Origin of the sequence: Agrobacterium vitis, assembly GCF_037039395.1 — a bacterium.
Lineage (GTDB): Bacteria > Pseudomonadota > Alphaproteobacteria > Rhizobiales > Rhizobiaceae > Allorhizobium > Allorhizobium vitis_E.
Genome location: NZ_CP146242.1, coordinates 3,619,812 through 3,637,131, shown reverse-complemented (window position 1 = coordinate 3,637,131; position 17,320 = coordinate 3,619,812). Strand labels below are relative to the sequence as shown.

The 17,320-nt window shown below is 58.1% G+C and carries 13 protein-coding genes; 4 read left to right on the top strand and 9 right to left on the bottom strand.

Going from position 1 to position 17,320, the window contains the following annotated elements; all coding sequences use genetic code 11:
• The first annotated feature begins 19 nt into the window (after positions 1-19).
• The 4 genes from msrP (at position 20) to V6582_RS19330 (ending at position 5,455) form a co-directional block, all read left to right on the top strand.
• Positions 20-967 (top strand): protein-methionine-sulfoxide reductase catalytic subunit MsrP, encoded by a 948-nt coding sequence (gene msrP / locus V6582_RS19345; protein ID WP_156630713.1) that lies wholly within the window; start codon positions 20-22, stop codon positions 965-967.
• 2 nt (positions 968-969) lie between these two features.
• Positions 970-1,617, top strand: a complete 648-nt coding sequence (gene msrQ / locus V6582_RS19340; protein WP_156630712.1) for a protein-methionine-sulfoxide reductase heme-binding subunit MsrQ — start codon at positions 970-972, stop codon at positions 1,615-1,617.
• 143 nt (positions 1,618-1,760) lie between these two features.
• A complete protein-coding gene (locus V6582_RS19335; RefSeq protein WP_337739175.1) occupies positions 1,761-3,584 on the top strand; it encodes a hypothetical protein in 1,824 nt (607 codons plus the stop codon).
• On the top strand, positions 3,581-5,455 hold the full coding sequence (locus V6582_RS19330; RefSeq protein WP_156630711.1) for a hypothetical protein: 1,875 nt from the start codon (positions 3,581-3,583) through the stop codon (positions 5,453-5,455). The genes V6582_RS19335 and V6582_RS19330 overlap by 4 nt, the downstream gene beginning before the upstream one ends.
• Here the strand turns inward: V6582_RS19330 and V6582_RS19325 are convergent.
• The 9 genes from V6582_RS19325 to V6582_RS19285 form a co-directional block, all read right to left on the bottom strand.
• Complete coding sequence (locus V6582_RS19325) at positions 5,440-7,065, bottom strand: glycoside hydrolase family 43 protein (protein ID WP_156630710.1); 1,626 nt, start codon at positions 7,063-7,065, stop codon at positions 5,440-5,442. The genes V6582_RS19330 and V6582_RS19325 overlap by 16 nt on opposite strands.
• A 58-nt stretch (positions 7,066-7,123) precedes the next feature.
• Positions 7,124-8,155: an L-glyceraldehyde 3-phosphate reductase gene (mgrA, locus tag V6582_RS19320; RefSeq protein ID WP_156630709.1), complete on the bottom strand. Its 1,032-nt coding sequence runs from the start codon at positions 8,153-8,155 to the stop codon at positions 7,124-7,126.
• Between the two features lie 157 nt (positions 8,156-8,312).
• Positions 8,313-9,446 carry a Gfo/Idh/MocA family protein gene (locus V6582_RS19315; RefSeq protein WP_156630708.1) on the bottom strand — a complete coding sequence of 378 codons (1,134 nt, stop codon included), beginning with the start codon at positions 9,444-9,446 and terminating at the stop codon, positions 8,313-8,315.
• Positions 9,447-9,473: 27 nt separating this feature from the next.
• Positions 9,474-10,235 (bottom strand): sugar phosphate isomerase/epimerase family protein, encoded by a 762-nt coding sequence (locus V6582_RS19310; RefSeq protein ID WP_156630707.1) that lies wholly within the window; start codon positions 10,233-10,235, stop codon positions 9,474-9,476.
• An 81-nt stretch (positions 10,236-10,316) separates the two neighbouring features.
• The gene (locus V6582_RS19305) at positions 10,317-12,764 is read right to left on the bottom strand and encodes a beta-mannosidase (protein ID WP_156630706.1); all 2,448 of its coding nucleotides are present in this window, start codon (positions 12,762-12,764) and stop codon (positions 10,317-10,319) included.
• A gap of 50 nt (positions 12,765-12,814) precedes the next feature.
• Positions 12,815-13,912 carry an ABC transporter ATP-binding protein gene (locus tag V6582_RS19300; RefSeq protein WP_272950766.1) on the bottom strand — a complete coding sequence of 366 codons (1,098 nt, stop codon included), beginning with the start codon at positions 13,910-13,912 and terminating at the stop codon, positions 12,815-12,817.
• On the bottom strand, positions 13,912-14,856 hold the full coding sequence (locus V6582_RS19295; protein WP_337739174.1) for a carbohydrate ABC transporter permease: 945 nt from the start codon (positions 14,854-14,856) through the stop codon (positions 13,912-13,914). Before V6582_RS19295 ends, V6582_RS19300 begins: the two co-directional genes overlap by 1 nt.
• Positions 14,849-15,751 (bottom strand): carbohydrate ABC transporter permease, encoded by a 903-nt coding sequence (locus V6582_RS19290; RefSeq protein WP_156630703.1) that lies wholly within the window; start codon positions 15,749-15,751, stop codon positions 14,849-14,851. The genes V6582_RS19295 and V6582_RS19290 overlap by 8 nt, the downstream gene beginning before the upstream one ends.
• Positions 15,752-15,944: 193 nt before the next feature.
• Positions 15,945-17,180 (bottom strand): ABC transporter substrate-binding protein, encoded by a 1,236-nt coding sequence (locus tag V6582_RS19285; RefSeq protein WP_156630702.1) that lies wholly within the window; start codon positions 17,178-17,180, stop codon positions 15,945-15,947.
• Between the last annotated feature and the right edge of the window lie 140 nt (positions 17,181-17,320).

Sequence of the window (17,320 nt, the reverse complement as noted above, 5' to 3'; positions counted from 1 at the left end):
CGACAGGGAGCAGATTAACATGGCCGCGTTTCGCCCACCGCATATTCCCGCATCCGAGATTACACCGCAGAGCGTCTATCTGTCACGTCGCAGCCTGATTGGTGGTGCGGCGGGAAGCTTGGCGCTGGCGGCGGCTGGTGATGTGCTGGCCGCGCCCCTCACCGCCAAGCCGTCGGATTATAAGGTCGATGACAAGCTGACGCCGAAAAAAGACGTCACCACCTATAATAATTTCTACGAATTTGGCACGGACAAGTCCGATCCCGCAACCAATTCCGGCAAATTCAAGCCGACCCCCTGGACGGTGGAGGTTGGCGGTCTGGTTTCCAAGCCGCAAAAGATCGCCATTGAGGACATCATGAAGTCCTTCACCATGGAAGAGCGGATCTACCGGATGCGCTGCGTCGAGGCCTGGTCCATGGTCATTCCCTGGGATGGATTTCCGCTGTCGGCCTTGCTCGACCGGGTTGAGCCGCTGGCCAGCGCCAAATATGTTGCCTTTGAAACCGTGGTGCGGCCGGAAGAAATGCCGGGTCAGAGCGGCTTCTTCCAGTCGATCAATTGGCCCTATGTCGATGGCCTGCGGCTGGATGAAGCGCGTCATCCGCTGACAATCCTTGCCACCGGCCTTTACGGCGAAACGCTGCCGAACCAGAACGGCGCGCCTTTGCGTCTGGTCGTGCCGTGGAAATACGGCTTCAAGGGCATTAAATCCATCGTCAAGATCACGCTCACGGAAAAGCAGCCGCCCTGCACCTGGAACATTCTGGCCGCCAATGAATATGGCTTCTATGCCAATGTGAACCCCAAGGTCGATCACCCCCGCTGGAGCCAGGCGACAGAGCGGCGCATCGGTGAAGGTGGCGGCCTGTTTGGCGGCTCACGCAAGGACACCCTGCCCTTCAATGGTTATGGGGACCAGGTTGCCAGCCTTTACGCTGGCATGGACCTGACCAAGAATTTCTGATCATGGCCTCTTTCAGTCTTTCCGCGCGGCAAAAATCGCTCTCCATCTGGGCGCTCTATGCGTTTGGTTTGTTACCGGGCCTCTACGCTTTTTATCTCGGTATTTTCGGCGATCTCGGCGCCGATCCGGTGCGCGAATTCGAGCATCGTCTCGGGCTCTGGGCCTTGCGTTTCCTCTGTCTGGGGCTGGCAATCACGCCGCTACGCGATTTGGCGAAAGTCAACCTCATCGCCTATCGCCGGGCGCTGGGGCTTTTGGTGTTCTACTATGTTCTGGCCCATTTTGCCGTCTATCTGACCTTGGACAGAGGGCTGATTCTCTCGTCCATTCTCGGAGACATCCTGAAGCGGCCCTATATTATGCTGGGCATGCTGGGTCTCATCCTGCTCATTCCGCTGGCGCTGACCTCCAATCGCTGGTCGATCCGCAAGCTCGGCAGTCGTTGGAACACGCTGCATAAGGCGAGCTATATCATTCTTGCCGCTGGGCTTTTGCATTTCGTCTTGTCGCGCAAGTCCTTCACGCTGGAACCCGCCAGTTATACCGGCATCGTTATCCTGTTGCTTGGTTATCGGCTGGTGCGTCCAAGGCTGATGGCGGCGAAGCGCAAGAAGGCGGCACTGGCTAAGGCGGCAACCCGGACTGCTTAAGGTTTAGGCTCAGGCAAGCCTGACTTCCTAGGGTTTTCCCGAGAAGACAAACGGAAACGTGAGTGTCCGGAGTCTGGCGGGTTTAATTTGAACCTGACGGACTCTCGAATCGGTTTCCGACCATGCAGGGAGACCAGAAAACCGTGTTGAATGTTGCCCACCCCCTCCAGGAGGCGAGACGCCTTTATGATAGTGGCCAATATCAGGCGGCACTGGAGGCAGTCTCTAGCCTGGTTGCCAACGATCCCGGCCCGGATGCACCTGGCCTGCTCGGGGACATCCTGCTGAAACTGGGAGCGATGGAGGGTGCGGTCGAAGCTTTCGAGTTTGCCGCAAGCCGCATGCCTGAGCCGGAGGGATCGCGGTTGCGCGCTCATGCCGCGTTTCTGGCGCTGGATACAGAGGCGACCTACCCGCCGGAGCGCATGAATGCCCTGCTCGCCACGCTGGTCGCCAGCGAGAGGCCGGAGCATTGGCAAAAGGCCGGTGAAATTCTCTCGGCAGACAGCCGCAATCCGCTGACGCTGACTGTGTTGCAGAAACTGCGTCGTCTTAGACCGCAAGACGATAACGTGCTGATGCTGCTGCTGCGGGTGGCGCGTGAACAATGCCATTATCCGGTTCTGGTGGAAGAAGAGCCGCTACTGCGGGAAAAACTGGCACGCGGCGAAATTGCGTGCCTTACCCAGGAGCCGCCGCATGCCAGCCTGATGTGGGAAGACGACGAACGGCTGAACCGTCTGGCCTCGATGATCAGCGGCTTCCCGCCCGTCACTCCGGCCATGCAGGCTTTGCGGCACAACCAGCCGCATAGCTGGGGCGAAAAGCTCCGCATCGGCTATCTGAGCTGCGATTATTGGGACGATCATGCCACCATGCGGCTGCTGCGCTCGGTGCTTTCAGCTCATGATGCGGCGCGCTTCGAGGTGACGCTGTTTTGTTACACGCCTGACCAGTTCCTGGCCTATGACAATGGCGGGCGCCAGCAATGGGGCAGGATCGTTTCGATCACCGATATGAGCGATGACCAGGCCGAGGCGACGATCCGGGCGCACAACATTGATATTCTCGTCGACCTGAAGGGGCATACGCGCGGTAGTCGCTCTGTCCTGATGAACAGGCCGCTGGCGCCGGTGCATGTTCAATGGCTGGGCTTTCCCAGCACCTGTATCGAGATCGATTGTGATTATGCGATTGGCGACCGGTTCGTGCTGCCCGACAGTTCAAAACCTTATTACCATGAGAAATTCTGCCGTCTGCCGGAATGCTACCAGCCGAACGACCCCGTCTATCGTCCGCTGCCCGAGGCCGCCAGCCGCATGGCGCTTGGCCTGCCGGCTGACCGCGTGGTGATTGGCGCGTTCAACAGCCAGCGCAAGAACTCGCTGCTTACCATGCGGCTTTGGGCCGAGGTGCTCAAGGCCAATCCAAAGGCACTGCTCTGGCTGATGATTGACGGCAATGGCGCGCGTCAGGCAACCGCTGCCCATTTCAAGACACTGGGCATCAAGCAATCGCAATTGCTGTTTGCGCCGAAAATGGCCTATGCAGCCCACTTGTCCCGGGCGCAGGCGGCTGATTTCGCCATCGACACCTTCCCCTGCAATGGTCACACGACGACATCAGACATGCTCTGGGCCGGGCTGCCGGTGCTGACCATGCAAGGGCGCAATTTTGCGTCGCGCGTGTCGGAAAGCCTGCTGAATGCTGTCGGCCTGCCGCAACTCGTGGCAAGGGACGAACAGGATTTCGTGGCGTTGGCAACCGCGCTCATCAACGATCCGCAAGAGATGCGCGCCTTGAAACAGCATCTGGTCGATCAACGCTTCAAGACGCCGTTGTTTGATGCAACGCGCTTTTGCCGCCACCTTGAAACCTCCTACGACATGATGGCGGAACGCGCCAAAGCCGGATTGCCGCCGGACCATTTCGATGTTCCTCAGGGAAAAGAAGGACGGACGCCATGACGGTGCTGGTGGATGAGATGGGTTCGCAAGCTTCGGACCTCGACCTTCGGATTCGCACGGCAAAAAATCTGGAAGCGGCGGGCAAGATCGTTGATGCTGCACAAGCCTTTGCCGCTCTCGGCGACAGTGCCGCACAGTTTGATCCCTCCGCTCAGGCGGGATTTCTGGGCCATGCGGCGCGTCTCTATCTGACTGACATGCAGCAGGAAAAGGCCGTCGCTCTTGCCTTGAACAGCCTCGCACTTGGCCCAGCGACCGTAGACGCCGCCTATGTGGTGCTGAAATCCGGAACTGTTCCTCTGTCCAGCGCCGCAAAAGACGCCCTGATCGCCACGCTGGGGACAAGCGATCATATCGATGATCTGGTGCTTGCTGCCCTGGCTGTCGGCAATGACATCCATCATCCGCTCTGCCTGCCGATCTACACACGGCTGCGGCAATTGCGGCCGGACCTGCCGAAAGTGCGCATGGCGCTGGTACAGATTGCCCGGATGCAATGCAGTTACGACATCCTGACAGCAGAGGAGGCTCTGCTGCATCGGGACATAGCGGCTGGTAAGGTAGATTTTCTCACCATGGAATCGCCCCATGCCAATCTGATGTGGCTGGCGGATGAACGCCTGAACAGGCGCGCCCGCTATTATACGATAACCCAGGTGATGGCGGCGGCCTCACAGACGACACGGCACAATCTGCCACATGTCTGGGGTGAAAAGCTGCGAATCGGCTATCTTTCCGGTGACTTCTGGGACGATCACGCCACGATGCGTTTGCTGCGCAGCGTGTTGACCAGTCACGACACCAGTCGTTTCGAGATCTTTCTATTCTGTCATACGCCTCGCAATCTCGTCGATATCGATAAGGGCGGCCGTCAGCAATGGGGCGCGATCACCTCGATTGCCGACCAGACTGACGATGAGGCCGAAGCGACGATCCGGGCGATGAAGATCGACATCTTGGTCGATCTGAAAGGCCACACGCGCGATGGCCGCTCCGGGCTGATGAACCGGCCTCTCGCACCGGTTCATGTCGCATGGCTCGGCTTTCCCGGCAGTTGTTGCGATGTCGATTGCGATTACGTCATTGGCGATCATGTCGTGTTGCCTGATAGCGCCAAGCCCCATTATCATGAGAAATTCTGCCGAATGCCGGAAAGCTATCAGCCGAACGATCCGGTTCATCGCCCCTTCCCTCCCGCCTCATCCCGTATGGCGCTTGGCCTGCCAGCGGACAGGGTGGTGATCGGCGCCTTCAACAGCCAGTCGAAAAACACGCCGGAAACCTTGCGCCTTTGGGCGCGCGTCCTCAAGGCCAATCCAAAGGCCTTGCTCTGGATGATGGTCGATGGCAATGGCGCACGCCAATCCACCGCCACCTTCTTCAAATCGCTGGGCGTCAAGCAATCGCAACTGCTGTTTGCCCCGAAAATGCTGTATGAAAACCATATCGCCCGCACCCGGGCTGCCGATTTTGCCATCGACAGTTTTCCCTGTAACGGCCACACCACCACCTCGGATATGCTGTGGGCAGGCTTGCCTGTCATAACCAAGCGGGGTACGAATTTCGCGTCTCGCGTCTCGGAAAGCCTGTTGAAAGCCATCGGTCTCGATGAACTGGTGGCGCGAGACGAAGACGATTTCGTCGAGCTTGCCACGGCGCTGATCAATGATCCCGACAGAATTGCACGGTTGAAGGCGCATATCGCCGAACAACGGTTCATAGCGCCCTTGTTCGATGCAACACGGTTTTGCCGCCATCTGGAGGCTGCTTATAACACCATGGCAGACCGCGCCAGGGCGGGCCACGCACCGGATCATTTCGATGTTGTGGCCCTGCCCCGTGATAACGCCAGCTTTCAACGCGCCTCGTAGACGAAGCCCTCGAAATCGGCCTGTTTGCCCTGACCAGTCAGGTCGAATGCGAACAGGCCGGTAAAAGCACCCGTGAAGGAGGCATCAAAGCCGCGTCCGCCTTCATCGGAAATGACGCCCGCGTCGAGGATCGGCCCGACCGTCTGCCATGCCTCGCCGGAACCGGCCGGGCCTGCGCCTGCTGGACGCCAGAGGAATTGCAGATCGTTATCGGCAACCTCCAACGCCAGATCAATGTCGCCATCCGGCAGAGACAATCCGGCATCGATGGGAAAGACCAGCTTGCCGTCTGGATAGTCGCCGGGGCAAGACAGGATGGTCAGCGTCCGGCCCAAAGTCTCATGCCAGGTCACAGTCAGGGCATGAAACTTGTAGCGATTATAATAATGGGTCAGGCCCGCCGCCTGCTGATAGGTTTGCGGCGCAAAACTGATCCGGGTCTGCGCCCGGAATGAGTGGTGCTGCTGGCGGCGGGCCACCAGTGCCTGCTCGAACCAGCTGCCAATGCTTTGCCGGCCATAAAGCCGCAAAAAGCCAGGTCGAGCCGCCACACTGAAAATCCGCTCCGGCTCTGGCATCCGCAACCATTGAAAATCCATCGGCAGGCCCGACGGATCGAAACGGTACTCGGTGATCGCAGGCTTTTCCAAACGCTCTGCCGGTAAAGGCGGCTTCACGTAGACCGCAGGCACCGGACCGCCCTGCTCCAGATAGAGCCAATCGTCCTTCCAGACGCATTTTTGCAAGGATGTCTCACGCCCCAGCGTGCAACGGCGATAAGGCGCCAGCGGGCGACCGCATAAATGGGTGTGATAGGCCTGCCCGTCAGGCGTTTCCACATATTGCCCGTGGCCAGCCTTTTGCAGCTCTGCCTTGGCATTATCCTTGGAGGTGATCACATGCCGGTCGGGATGGGTCTCATAGGGGCCTTCGAGAGTGCGCGACCGCGCCATGGTGACGGCGTGGTCATAGCCTGTGCCACCTTCGGCAACGGTCAGATAGTACCAGCCATTGCGCTTGAACAGATGCGGCCCCTCGACCAGTCCAAGCTCGGTCCCGGCATAGATGTTGCGCACCGGCCCCGTCAGCGTTTTCGCCACCGGGTCCCATTCCTGCAACAGGATGCCGTCGAAGGCCGGATGCGGGCCGATGGCATTGAAAGCCTCAAGCCGGTGGTTCCATTGCATATTGACGAACCATTTGCGGCCATCGTCATCATGAAACAGCGAGGGGTCGAAGCCGGAAGCATTGACATAAACAGGATCGGACCATTCACCCTCGATGCTTGGCGATGTCACGATGTAATTGGGCGCATCCTTGAAGCTGCCGTCGAGGCGCTTCACATCGGTATAGACCAGCCAGAACAGCCCATCGGCATAGGACAGGCACGGCGCCCAGATGCCGCAGCTATCGGGATTGCCGCGCATGTCCAACTGGCTTTGGCGCTCCAGCGGACGGCGGATCAGCGTCCAGTTCACCAGGTCGCGCGAATGATGGATCTGCACGCCCGGATACCATTCGAAGGTTGAGGTGGCGATGTAATAATCCTCCCCGACCCGGCAGATGGACGGGTCCGGGTTGAAGCCCGGCAGGATTGGGTTGACGATCATGCTTCCTCCTCCACGAGAAAACCCTCCTTGCCTTCGCCAGCAAGGAGGATTGGTTCGATCAATCGCGCTCGGCGGATTTCGCCCAGAGATTGATATCGGCTTCCTTGGCATAGACATTGATCTCGGCCAGTTCCGCCTCGGTAAAATCAGGCGTGTCCAGTGCCTTGACGCAATCCTCGATCTGCGAGACGCGGCTGGCGCCGATCAGGGCAGAGGTGACGCGACCACCGCGCAGCACCCAGGCAATCGCCATCTGCGCCAGCGTCTGGCCGCGATTTTCGGCAATGGTGTTGAGCTTGCGGATATTGTCGATTATTTCAGGGCGGATGAACTCGCGCTTCAGAAAGTGGTTCTGGGCGGCGCGGCTGTCCTCGGGAATACCCTGGAGATATTTGGTGGTCAGCATGCCCTGCGCCAGCGGTGAAAACACGATGGAGCCCATGCCGACATCCTCAAGCGTATCGAGCAGCTTGTCATCTTCCACCCAGCGATTGAGCATGGAATAGCTCGGCTGGTGGATCAGCAGCGGCGTGCCGAGACCCTTCATGATCTCGACGGCTTCGCGGGTGCGCTGCGAATTATAGGAGGAAATCCCGACATAGAGCGCCCTTCCCGAACGAACGATATGATCGAGCGCGCCGCAGGTTTCTTCCAGCGGTGTATCAGGGTCGAAACGGTGCGAATAGAAAATATCCACATAGTCCAGACCCATGCGCTTCAGGCTCTGGTCGCAGGATGAGATCAGATATTTGCGGCTGCCCCATTCGCCATACGGACCGGGCCACATGTTGTAACCCGCCTTGGACGAGACGATCAGCTCGTCACGAAGCCCATGAAAATCCGTCTTGAGGATTTCGCCGAAGGCGAGTTCCGCAGCACCCGGCAGAGGGCCATAATTGTTGGCAAGATCGAAATGGGTGATACCAAGATCAAAGGCGCGGCGGCACATGTCCCGCTTCAACTGATGCGGCGTGTCATCGCCAAAATTATGCCAGAGACCAAGCGAGATCGCTGGCAATTTAAGCCCGCTCTTGCCGCAACGATTATAGGTCATCCGCTCGTAGCGGTCTTCAGCCGGTTGCCAGTTCATGATGTGCTCCTTGAAATGGGCGACGGCATAGTGCCGCCGCCTTTGTCTAGAGCATCTCCGCGTTTCGTTGAATCGCGGAGATGCTCTAGCTCTTTGTTTTTACGCATTTCCGAACGCCAAACCGCGATACACTTTGGCTGGAATGCTCTCGTGCGCCTTACCGAAGCAGCGCCCTTGCCTCTTCTACGCCAAGAGCCGCTGGTTGGGTACAGGTGGTGGAGAGCGTGATGAATTCGCCGGTTTCACCCGATTTCAGAATGGCTGTCATCACATCGACGCCATGCAAAACCCGGTCCAGAGAGCAACGCGCATCGCGTCCCTCGATGATCGCCAGGGCCATGTCGGCAAGACCGGCGGTGCGATAATTGGCACGCGGCCCCTGGGCACTTTCCTGATTGTTAATGCCGAACGGATGGTCCCAGTCCTCCAGCGGCTTGACCTCCTTGTTGCGGCCTGTGGCTTCCACCACGCCACCGAAGAAATTCGGGTCCGGCACGAACAACGACCCTTCCGTACCGTAAAGCTCCATATTGGCATGGCGATGGCACCAGACATCCCAACTGGCTGACAGGGTGATGGTCGCGCCATTGACGAATTCCAGCAGGGCGTGAATGTTGGTCGGAGTCTTGACCGGGATCACCTCGCCATTGCGCGGCTCGCTGGTAATGGTGCGGGTCTCGTTGGCCATTGAGGTCAATGCCCCGACCCGCTTGATCGGGCCGATCAGGTTGATGAGGTTGGCAATATAATAAGGCCCGAGATCGAGGACCGGACCGCCGCCCGGCAGAAAGAAAAAGTCCGGGTTCGGGTGCCACATTTCCATGCCGGGGCTCATCACATGGCAGGTGCCGGATGTGACGCGGCCAATGCCACCTTCATCGATATGCTTGCGCGCCAGCTGATGCGCACCGCCCAGAAAAGTGTCGGGGGCGCAGCCGACCGAGAGACCCTTTTCCTTTGCGATCCGCCGCAGGCTCTCACCCTCTTCCAGGCTCAGCACCAGCGGCTTTTCCGAATAGACATGCTTGCCTGCTTCGAGGATCTGTTTGGAGACAGCGTAATGCACCGCCGGAATGGTGAGGTTGACCACCACATCCACATCCGGATTGGCCAGTAGCTCTTCCACCGTCTGGGCCTTGACGCCGAATTCCTCGGCGCGCAGCTCCGCCGCATTCATGTTGATATCGGCGCAGGCCACCACTGTGATGCCCTTGAAAAGCGGGGCAAGGGTGAAATAGGCCGAGGAAATATTGCCGCATCCGATGATGCCGACATTAAGTTCACGTGTCATCTTAGGTTGTCCTGACAAGTATATGATTCAAAAGGAATTGAAGGAAGCAATAGACCGGGTGATCAACCTGTCGATATCGTTGGGATTGTCATGCTCGACCACATAATATTGGACGTTATAGCGTTCCAGAGCGGCCATCAGTCCCTTCCAGTCGACCGTGCCATGGCCAACATCGGCCCAGCCGTCCTCGTCCTTGTTTTCACCTGCGGGGGCGATATCCTTGACATGCACGGCGGTGATCCGCTTGCCATAGCTCTCGATCCAGGACACGGGATCGGCATGGCCACGCACCACCCAGGCGAGATCTGCTTCCCAGGTCAGGCTGGGGCCACCAGCAAAAATCTGCTCCTGCGGCGTCGAGCCGTCAGGAAGTGCTACGAATTCGAAATCATGATTGTGCCAGCCGAACAGCAGCCCGGCATCGACGATAGGCTTGCCAGCCTTTTCCAGCCTTTGGCCAAAAGCAAACCAACCCGCTGCATCCGTTGGACGCAGGTCCGCAACGAGATGAGGGCAATAGACCGCTTTGACGCCCAACGTCTTGGCAATGGACAGCGCCTTGGCCGGATCGCTTTCCAGCAGGTCGAGGCCAAAATGGCCGGTCGGCATGGTCAGGTCATTGGCGTCGAGATCGTCACGAAGCGCCTTCAGTGCCGCGTCATCGGCGCTGGCATACATGGCGCCGTAGCCTTCGACATGGGTGTAGCCTGCCGCCTTTAATTTCGGAAGGATGGCGGAAAACGGTTGGAAATTGCGGGCGCTGTAGAGCTGAAAGCCGAGATCGGTCATGGTCATTTCCTCCTGAATGAAGCGCCGCGCCTCCCATGACGCGGGCTGTCGATATGTGTCGGATGACTGGTTTGTGTGGGACTATTGGGTAGCCTGGCAGGAATAGAGATCGTAGAGGGTGAAATCAGGCACTTCGCCCGGCGGCAGCGGCGTGGCTGGCGTGAAGATCACACGGCGGCTTTCACCGGCGGTCAGGTCGAAGGCATTGTCGCTGTAGCTCCCATCAATGCGGCTTTCGATCATCACGAACAGCGCGAGACCGGAGGCTGTAACCGTTAGCTCTAGCGAACCATCGGCCTGTGGTGTGGCGTCAAAGCCAAGCCCTGATGGCTCCAGTTCCAGAGATTTATAGGTGCCACCAGGCATGAAATGGCCCTCGCCTTTCATGCCGTTGGATGCCTTGAAATTCCATATTATCAGTCCATTACTGGGGATAGCTGATAGTTCGATGGAGGTTAAAATCTCTGCCCGGTCTGGTGAACATGATCCGCTTGCCGTCGTGAGTGGCCGGCGCTCACCAGACAGTGTCAGCGCAAACACGGTCAGATCGATATCCACACTGTCAGCCGTGTCATTGACCATGGAGAACTGCAACCGCTTGCCCGTTTCATCCGGGATGGCGGCAATGGTCACGGGCTGGAAGAAGCGCTTGACCATATAATGCATGGCCTTCCACCGCCCGCCATAGTCCAGGCTCGCCCAGGACGCGACAGGCCAGGTATCGTTGAGCTGCCAATAGAGCGTACCCATACAATGCGGCTTCAGCGAGCGCCAATAATCCACCGCCGTCTTGATCGCCAGTCCCTGCTGGATCTGGCTGAGATAGACGAAATTGGCGAAATCCTTTGGGAAGCGGAAATAGCGGAACATCGTGCCTGCGATCCGCTCATTGCCACCGGCATTCTTCTGGTGCAGCTCGATGACCGGCGAGGCGATATTCATGTCCTTTGCTTCGGCAAAGCTCTCGATGACAGGCAGCGACGTATAGGACTGGAAACCGAATTCCGAGCAGAAGCGTGGCTTGACGCTGCGGTAATTGTCGAAGCTCTTGTTCTCGTGCCAGACCGACCAGTAATGCATGTCGCCGGAGCCATCGGCATGCCAGGCATCGCCATAGTCGAGATAGCCGGAGGCCGGGCTTGAGGGCCACCAGATGGCTTGCGGAAAGGTCTTTTTGACCCCCTGCTCGATCACCCGGTTCAGCCGGTCATAGGCAACCAGATAACGGTCGCGATTGTCACGGCTTTCGTTAAACCAGGTCAGCGCCCCCATCAATTCATTGTCGCCACACCAGAGCGCAATGGAGGGATGCGATTGCAGGCGACGGACCTGATAATCGACCTCTGCAGCGACATTATCAAGGAAGTCATCAGTGCAGGGATAGAGATTGCAGGCAAACATGAAGTCCTGCCAGACCATCAGGCCCAGCCGGTCGCAGAGATCATAGAACCAGTCGGCTTCATAAAAACCGCCGCCCCAGACGCGGATCATGTTCATATGGGCGGCGACCGCCGAGTCCAGCAGGCCCTTGGTTTTTTCGGGCGAGGATCGCGAGAACAGTGCATCGGCGGGAATCCAGTTGGCGCCCCGGCAGAAGATCTCCCGACCATTAACCTTGAACGCAAACCGGCTGCCCGCCTCATCCGCATCGGTAAGCAGTTCGATGATCCGCAGGCCGATCAGTTTTTCGACTGTATCGCCCGGCACGTCTACGCTTAATGTGTAAAGCGTCTGTTCGCCGCTGCCCGCAGGCCACCACAGTTTCGGCTGTTCAATCTCGAACACATGGGTAATGACCGTTTCCCCGGCATTGACGCCGCAGTCCAGCCGCACCCGCTCGTCCTCCAACTGGAAATGCACCGGCACGACCGATGGGGTCTTGGCAAAGATCGTTGCCTTCACCGTCAGTTCCACCCGGCCATCGGCATGATGCAACTGGCTGGTCTCCACGTGTTCAACCCGCGCCGGGTCCAGTTTGCGGATGGCGATGGTGCCATAGACGCCGAGCGGCGCGATGGCGATATTCCAGTCCCAGCCGAAATGGCATTGCGGCTTGCGCAGCATGTTACCATGCGGGATCGGCGAGTTGCCGGGATGGTAAGGCACGTAGAAGGGCTGGCGCGCCTGCCGCTCGGCCCCTGCCTTGATGCTGGAATGGATGAAAATGCGAATGGTATTTTCGCCCGGCTGCAGGGCGGCGCTGATATCAGGACGGTAGCGGCGGAAGCAATTGTCGGCAGACAACACCGGGATGTCATTGATGAACACCATGGCAACCGTATCGAGATTGTCGATATCCAGATACCAGTCCGCATCGGCCACATCGAGATGGAAGCTGCGCACCAGCACCCAGTCATTTTCGGCCACCCATTGCACCTGTTCCTCATTCCTGGCGAAATAAGGATCGGCAATCATGCCTGCCGCATGCAGCGCGCTATGCACGTCGCCGGGCAAGGCGATGGTGCAGGAATGCTCACCGCTTGCGGTGGAGAGCTGCCAGGGGCCGGCAAGGTCGTGGATATCGGTCATGATCATCTCAAAAATTGCGGAGCGGTTGAACCGCTCCTCAGGATGGGGTGTCAGAGACGCATCTCGGTCTCGGCGTCGAAAATCGAGGCGACGGACATGTCGAATGCGAGCTTGACCTCGCTGCCCGGTCGGTAGCGGCGCGTACCGGCAATGCGTACCGACAGCACCTGGCCCGCCAGCTTCAGCCAGAGGAGATTGTCTGCCCCCATAGGCTCCTCGATGTCGACGATCGCCGGATGGGCTTCTTCACCCGGACCGATATCGCCGTCCACGGCGATATGTTCGGGACGAGCGCCCAGCACGACCTTTCGTCCGGGCATGAGCGTGGTATCGGCCTGATAGCCGGTCAGGCCGAAATCGACGCCGCCGGAATGAAACACCACAGCGCCATTCTTTTCGCGCAGCTCACCCTTGAAGAAATTCATCGACGGCGAGCCGATAAAGCCAGCCACGAACAGGTTTTTTGGCCGGTTATAGATGGTCATCGGATCGTCAAGCTGCTGGATGACGCCGCTTTTCATGATGGCGATCCGGTCGGCCAGCGTCAGCGCCTCGATCTGGTCATGGGTGACGTAGATCATCGTGTTTTTCAGCGATTGATGCAGCCGCTTGATCTCAACGCGCAATTCGGCGCGCAGCTTGGCATCGAGATTGGACAGCGGTTCGTCAAACAGGAAGACATCGACATCGCGCACCAAAGCCCGACCGATGGCCACGCGCTGGCGCTGACCACCGGAAAGCTCGGCTGGCTTGCGCTTCAACAGCGGACCGATTTGCAGGATCTCTGCGGCGCGCGCCACCCGCTTGTCGATCTCGGTCTTTGGCATTTTTGCCACCTGCAAGCCGAAGGACAGGTTTTTCTCCACGGTCATCTGCGGATACAGCGCATAGGACTGGAACACCATGCCGATGCCGCGATCCTTGGGTTCTTCCCATGTGACGTTCTTGTCCTTGATGAAGATCTGCCCTTCCGAGACATCGAGAAGCCCGGCAATGCAGTTGAGCAGCGTGGACTTGCCGCAGCCCGAAGAGCCGAGCAGCACCAGAAACTCGCCATCGGCAATGTCGAGATTGAGATCCTTCAGCACCGTGACGGCGCCAAAATTAAGCGAGAGATCGCGTATGGAAACACTTGTGTTCATCGGCATTATCCCTTCACGGCGCCCGCGGCGATGCCACGCACGAACAGGCGTCCGGAGACAAAATAGATAATCAGCGGCACAGCGCCGGTTAAAATCGTTGCGGCCATGTTGACGTTGTATTCCTTCACGCCCTGAACCGAATTGACGATGTTGTTGAGCTGCACCGTCATCGGGTAATATTCCGGGCGGGTGAAGACGACGCCGAACAGGAAGTCGTTCCAGATGCCGGTGACCTGAAGGATCATCGCCACCACGAAGATCGGCAGCGACATTGGTAGCATGATCCGCAGATATATCTGCCAGAACCCTGCTCCATCGATCCGGGCTGCCTTGAACAATTCCTCCGGCAGCGAGGCGAAGTAATTGCGAAACAGCAGCGTCAGGATCGGCATGCCGAAAATCGTATGGACGATGATCAGGCCTGTGAGGCTGCCATAGATGCCAATTTCCCGCAGCACGATGACGATTGGATAGATCATCACCTGATAGGGAATGAACGCGCCGATCACCAGGATGGAGAAGAACAGTTCCGCACCCTTGAAGCGCCAATTGGCCAGCGCATACCCGCTGACGGAGGCAATGGCGATCGACACCACGGTCGAGGGTACCATGATGCGCACCGAATTCCAGAAACCGCGAGACAGGCCGTCGCAATTCAGCCCGGTACAGGCCTGGCTCCAGGCTTTCACCCAGGGCTCGAAGGTGATTTCCATTGGCGGCGAGAAGATATTGCCCATCCGGATTTCCGGCATGCCCTTCAGCGAGGTGACAACCATCACGTACAGCGGCAGCAGGTAATAGGCGGCGGCCACGAACAGGATGCCGTAGAGCATGATATTGCGGCGTGACAGGATAGGCTTCGGTTTGCGGCCCATAGGACCTTCGCCAAGGCGAGACGCCACAGGAAGCACAGCTGAAGCCTGCGTGTTGAGAGCGGAATGGTCAGCCACGTTTGCGCCCTCCAAATTCCAGATAGGCCCAGGGAATGATGATAATGGCGACGGTCACCAACATCATCGTCGAAGCGGCAAAGCCCTGCCCCAGGTTCTGCGCCTGGAACATATAGTCATAAACATATTTGGCAGGCACTTCCGACGCGATGCCGGGGCCGCCGCTGGTTTGCGCCACCACCAGGTCATAGACCTTGACGATGCCGCTGGTGATAATGACAAGCGTGGTGATGAACACCGGTCGCATCATTGGAATGATGATCAGCAGATAGGTTTTCCAGGTCGGGATGCCATCGACCCGCGAGGCCTTCCAGATGTCTTCATCGATACCACGCAGGCCAGCCAGCATCAGGCACATCACCAGGCCGGTACCTTGCCAAAGGCCCGCGATCAGAATGCCGTAGATCACCAGTTGCGGATTATAGAGCGGATCGAAGGTGAAGCTGGTAAAGCCCATGCTGCGCACCACCGACTGAATGCCGAATTCCGGGTTCAGCACCCATTGCCAGACAAGACCGGTGACGATGAAGGACAGCGCGAAAGGGTAGAGGAAGATCGTGCGAAACAGGTTTTCGAAACGGATTTTCTGATCCATCAGCGCTGCCAGCAGAAAGCCGATCACCAAGCTGAAAATCAGCGAGAAAAAGCCGTAGACGGCAAGATTCTGGATCGAGATCAGCCAGCGCGCCGAACCCCAGAGCCGCTCATATTGATCGAGACCGACAAAATTCAGCCTGGGCAGAAGCTTGGAATTGGTAAAGGAATAAACCACGGTCCAGATGCTGCCGCCGAGAAAAATAACGACAGCAACCAGGATCATGGGAATAGAGGCAATCTTGGCGTTCAGATTGCGAAACAACCGAACCGGTCTTTTATTTTGGCCAGTGGCCATCATCAGAGTACCCTCCTCTGTTCACAGCCATCCTCTCCGATGCCGGGAAAAATCCAGCCGGTGGAGGCCTTGAGCGGAACCGGAAGCCATGGCGAAGCAACACGCCGCCATGGCTCTGGACGATGTTGAAGCGCATGTCCCGCAAGTGAAACGTTGCCTTGCGGGGGAATGCGTAAAACAACCAGATCCGGCAGGCTCAATCCGCGTCGCTGATGATATCGGCTAAGCGCTTCTGTGCGGCCTCAGGTGTCATCGATGGATTGGCAAAGAATTCGGAGAACAGGTCCTCCTTCTGCTTTTGCGTATCGGCGGACAAAAGCTGGTCGGTGCTGGCCAGGACATTGCCCTTGGCAAGAATTTCCAACCCCTTCTTCATGCAGTCATTGGCCGTTCCCAGATCGACATCGCCGCGGATTGGCAGCGAGCCTTTCTTCAGGTTGAAGGCCACCTGGGTTTTCGGGTCGACAATGGTCGAGGCCAGAACTTCCTGCGCCTTGGACTTATCCTTGTCCTTCAGCAGCGGGAAATAGAAGGCATCGCCGCCCGCCGTCAGATAACCGTTGAGGCCGAGACCCGGCAGGCAGCTATAATCCTTGCCCGCCACCTGTCCGGCCAGCTGGAATTCACCCTGCGCCCAATCGCCCATGATCTGGCCACCGGCCTTACCGGTGATCACCATATTGGTGGCCTGGTTCCAATCCTGAACATTGCTGCCCTTCGACATCTTACGGGCATCGTCCGCCGCCTTGAAAATGGCCGCGAATTCAGGACCGGTGATCGTCGCTTCGTCCTTGTCCTGGTAGACCTTGAGATAAAGATCTTTCCCGCCGAGCGAAATCAGCAGCGTATCGAACAACCCGCTGGCCTGCCAGGGCTGGCCGCCCAGTGCCAATGGCTGAATGCCTGCCTTTTGCAGGGCAGGCGCTGCGGCAACAAACTCATTCCAGTTCTTCGGGGTCTCGACACCGGCCTTCTTGAAGGCGGCATTGGACAACCAGAGCCATTGCCAGGAATGAATGTTGACCGGAGCACAATAGATCTTGCCGTCAATAGTGCAGCCGTCGAGCAGGCTGGCTGGCTTGATGACCTCTTTCCACTTTTCCTTGGTGGCAAGATCGGTCAGATCACGCATCAAACCGGCTTCCACCAGTTCTTGCGCCTGGCGCCCATGGTTGAACTGGGTCGCCCCCATCGGATCACCACCGGTGATGCGGCTGATCATGATTGGCCGGGCGGTGCCGCCCGATCCGGCGATAGCGCCGTCGATCCATTTGTTGCCGGTCGCGTCAAAAGCCTTTGCCAGCTCCTTGACCGCAGCCGCCTCTCCCCCCGAAGTCCACCAATGGGTCACTTCCAGATCGGTCGCGCTGGCCATGCCGAGCGGCAGGGCCACAGTGGCTGCCAATGCAGCCGCAATGCACCGAATTATCATTGAGTCTCCTCCCTCACTGAAACGTTGCCGGAAAAACCTAAGTCAATCTTCTTAAGGACGCAACCGGGAATTAGAATTTTTTTATTCAGTTTTTTTACGTCTGAAATTGTGCCCACCATAAATCGGAAAAACATCCTGAA

Excerpts from the sequence above, each read along its gene's own strand:
- msrP (WP_156630713.1), top strand. The coding sequence starts at position 20 with ATGGCCGCGTTTCGCCCACCGCATATTCCCGCATCCGAGATTACACCG.
- msrQ (WP_156630712.1), top strand. The coding sequence starts at position 970 with ATGGCCTCTTTCAGTCTTTCCGCGCGGCAAAAATCGCTCTCCATCTGG.
- V6582_RS19330 (WP_156630711.1), top strand. The coding sequence starts at position 3,581 with ATGACGGTGCTGGTGGATGAGATGGGTTCGCAAGCTTCGGACCTCGAC.
- V6582_RS19325 (WP_156630710.1), bottom strand. The coding sequence starts at position 7,065 with ATGATCGTCAACCCAATCCTGCCGGGCTTCAACCCGGACCCGTCCATC.
- mgrA (WP_156630709.1), bottom strand. The coding sequence starts at position 8,155 with ATGAACTGGCAACCGGCTGAAGACCGCTACGAGCGGATGACCTATAAT.
- V6582_RS19315 (WP_156630708.1), bottom strand. The coding sequence starts at position 9,446 with ATGACACGTGAACTTAATGTCGGCATCATCGGATGCGGCAATATTTCC.
- V6582_RS19310 (WP_156630707.1), bottom strand. The coding sequence starts at position 10,235 with ATGACCGATCTCGGCTTTCAGCTCTACAGCGCCCGCAATTTCCAACCG.
- V6582_RS19305 (WP_156630706.1), bottom strand. The coding sequence starts at position 12,764 with ATGACCGATATCCACGACCTTGCCGGCCCCTGGCAGCTCTCCACCGCA.
- V6582_RS19300 (WP_272950766.1), bottom strand. The coding sequence starts at position 13,912 with ATGCCGATGAACACAAGTGTTTCCATACGCGATCTCTCGCTTAATTTT.
- V6582_RS19290 (WP_156630703.1), bottom strand. The coding sequence starts at position 15,751 with ATGATGGCCACTGGCCAAAATAAAAGACCGGTTCGGTTGTTTCGCAAT.
- V6582_RS19285 (WP_156630702.1), bottom strand. The coding sequence starts at position 17,180 with ATGATAATTCGGTGCATTGCGGCTGCATTGGCAGCCACTGTGGCCCTG.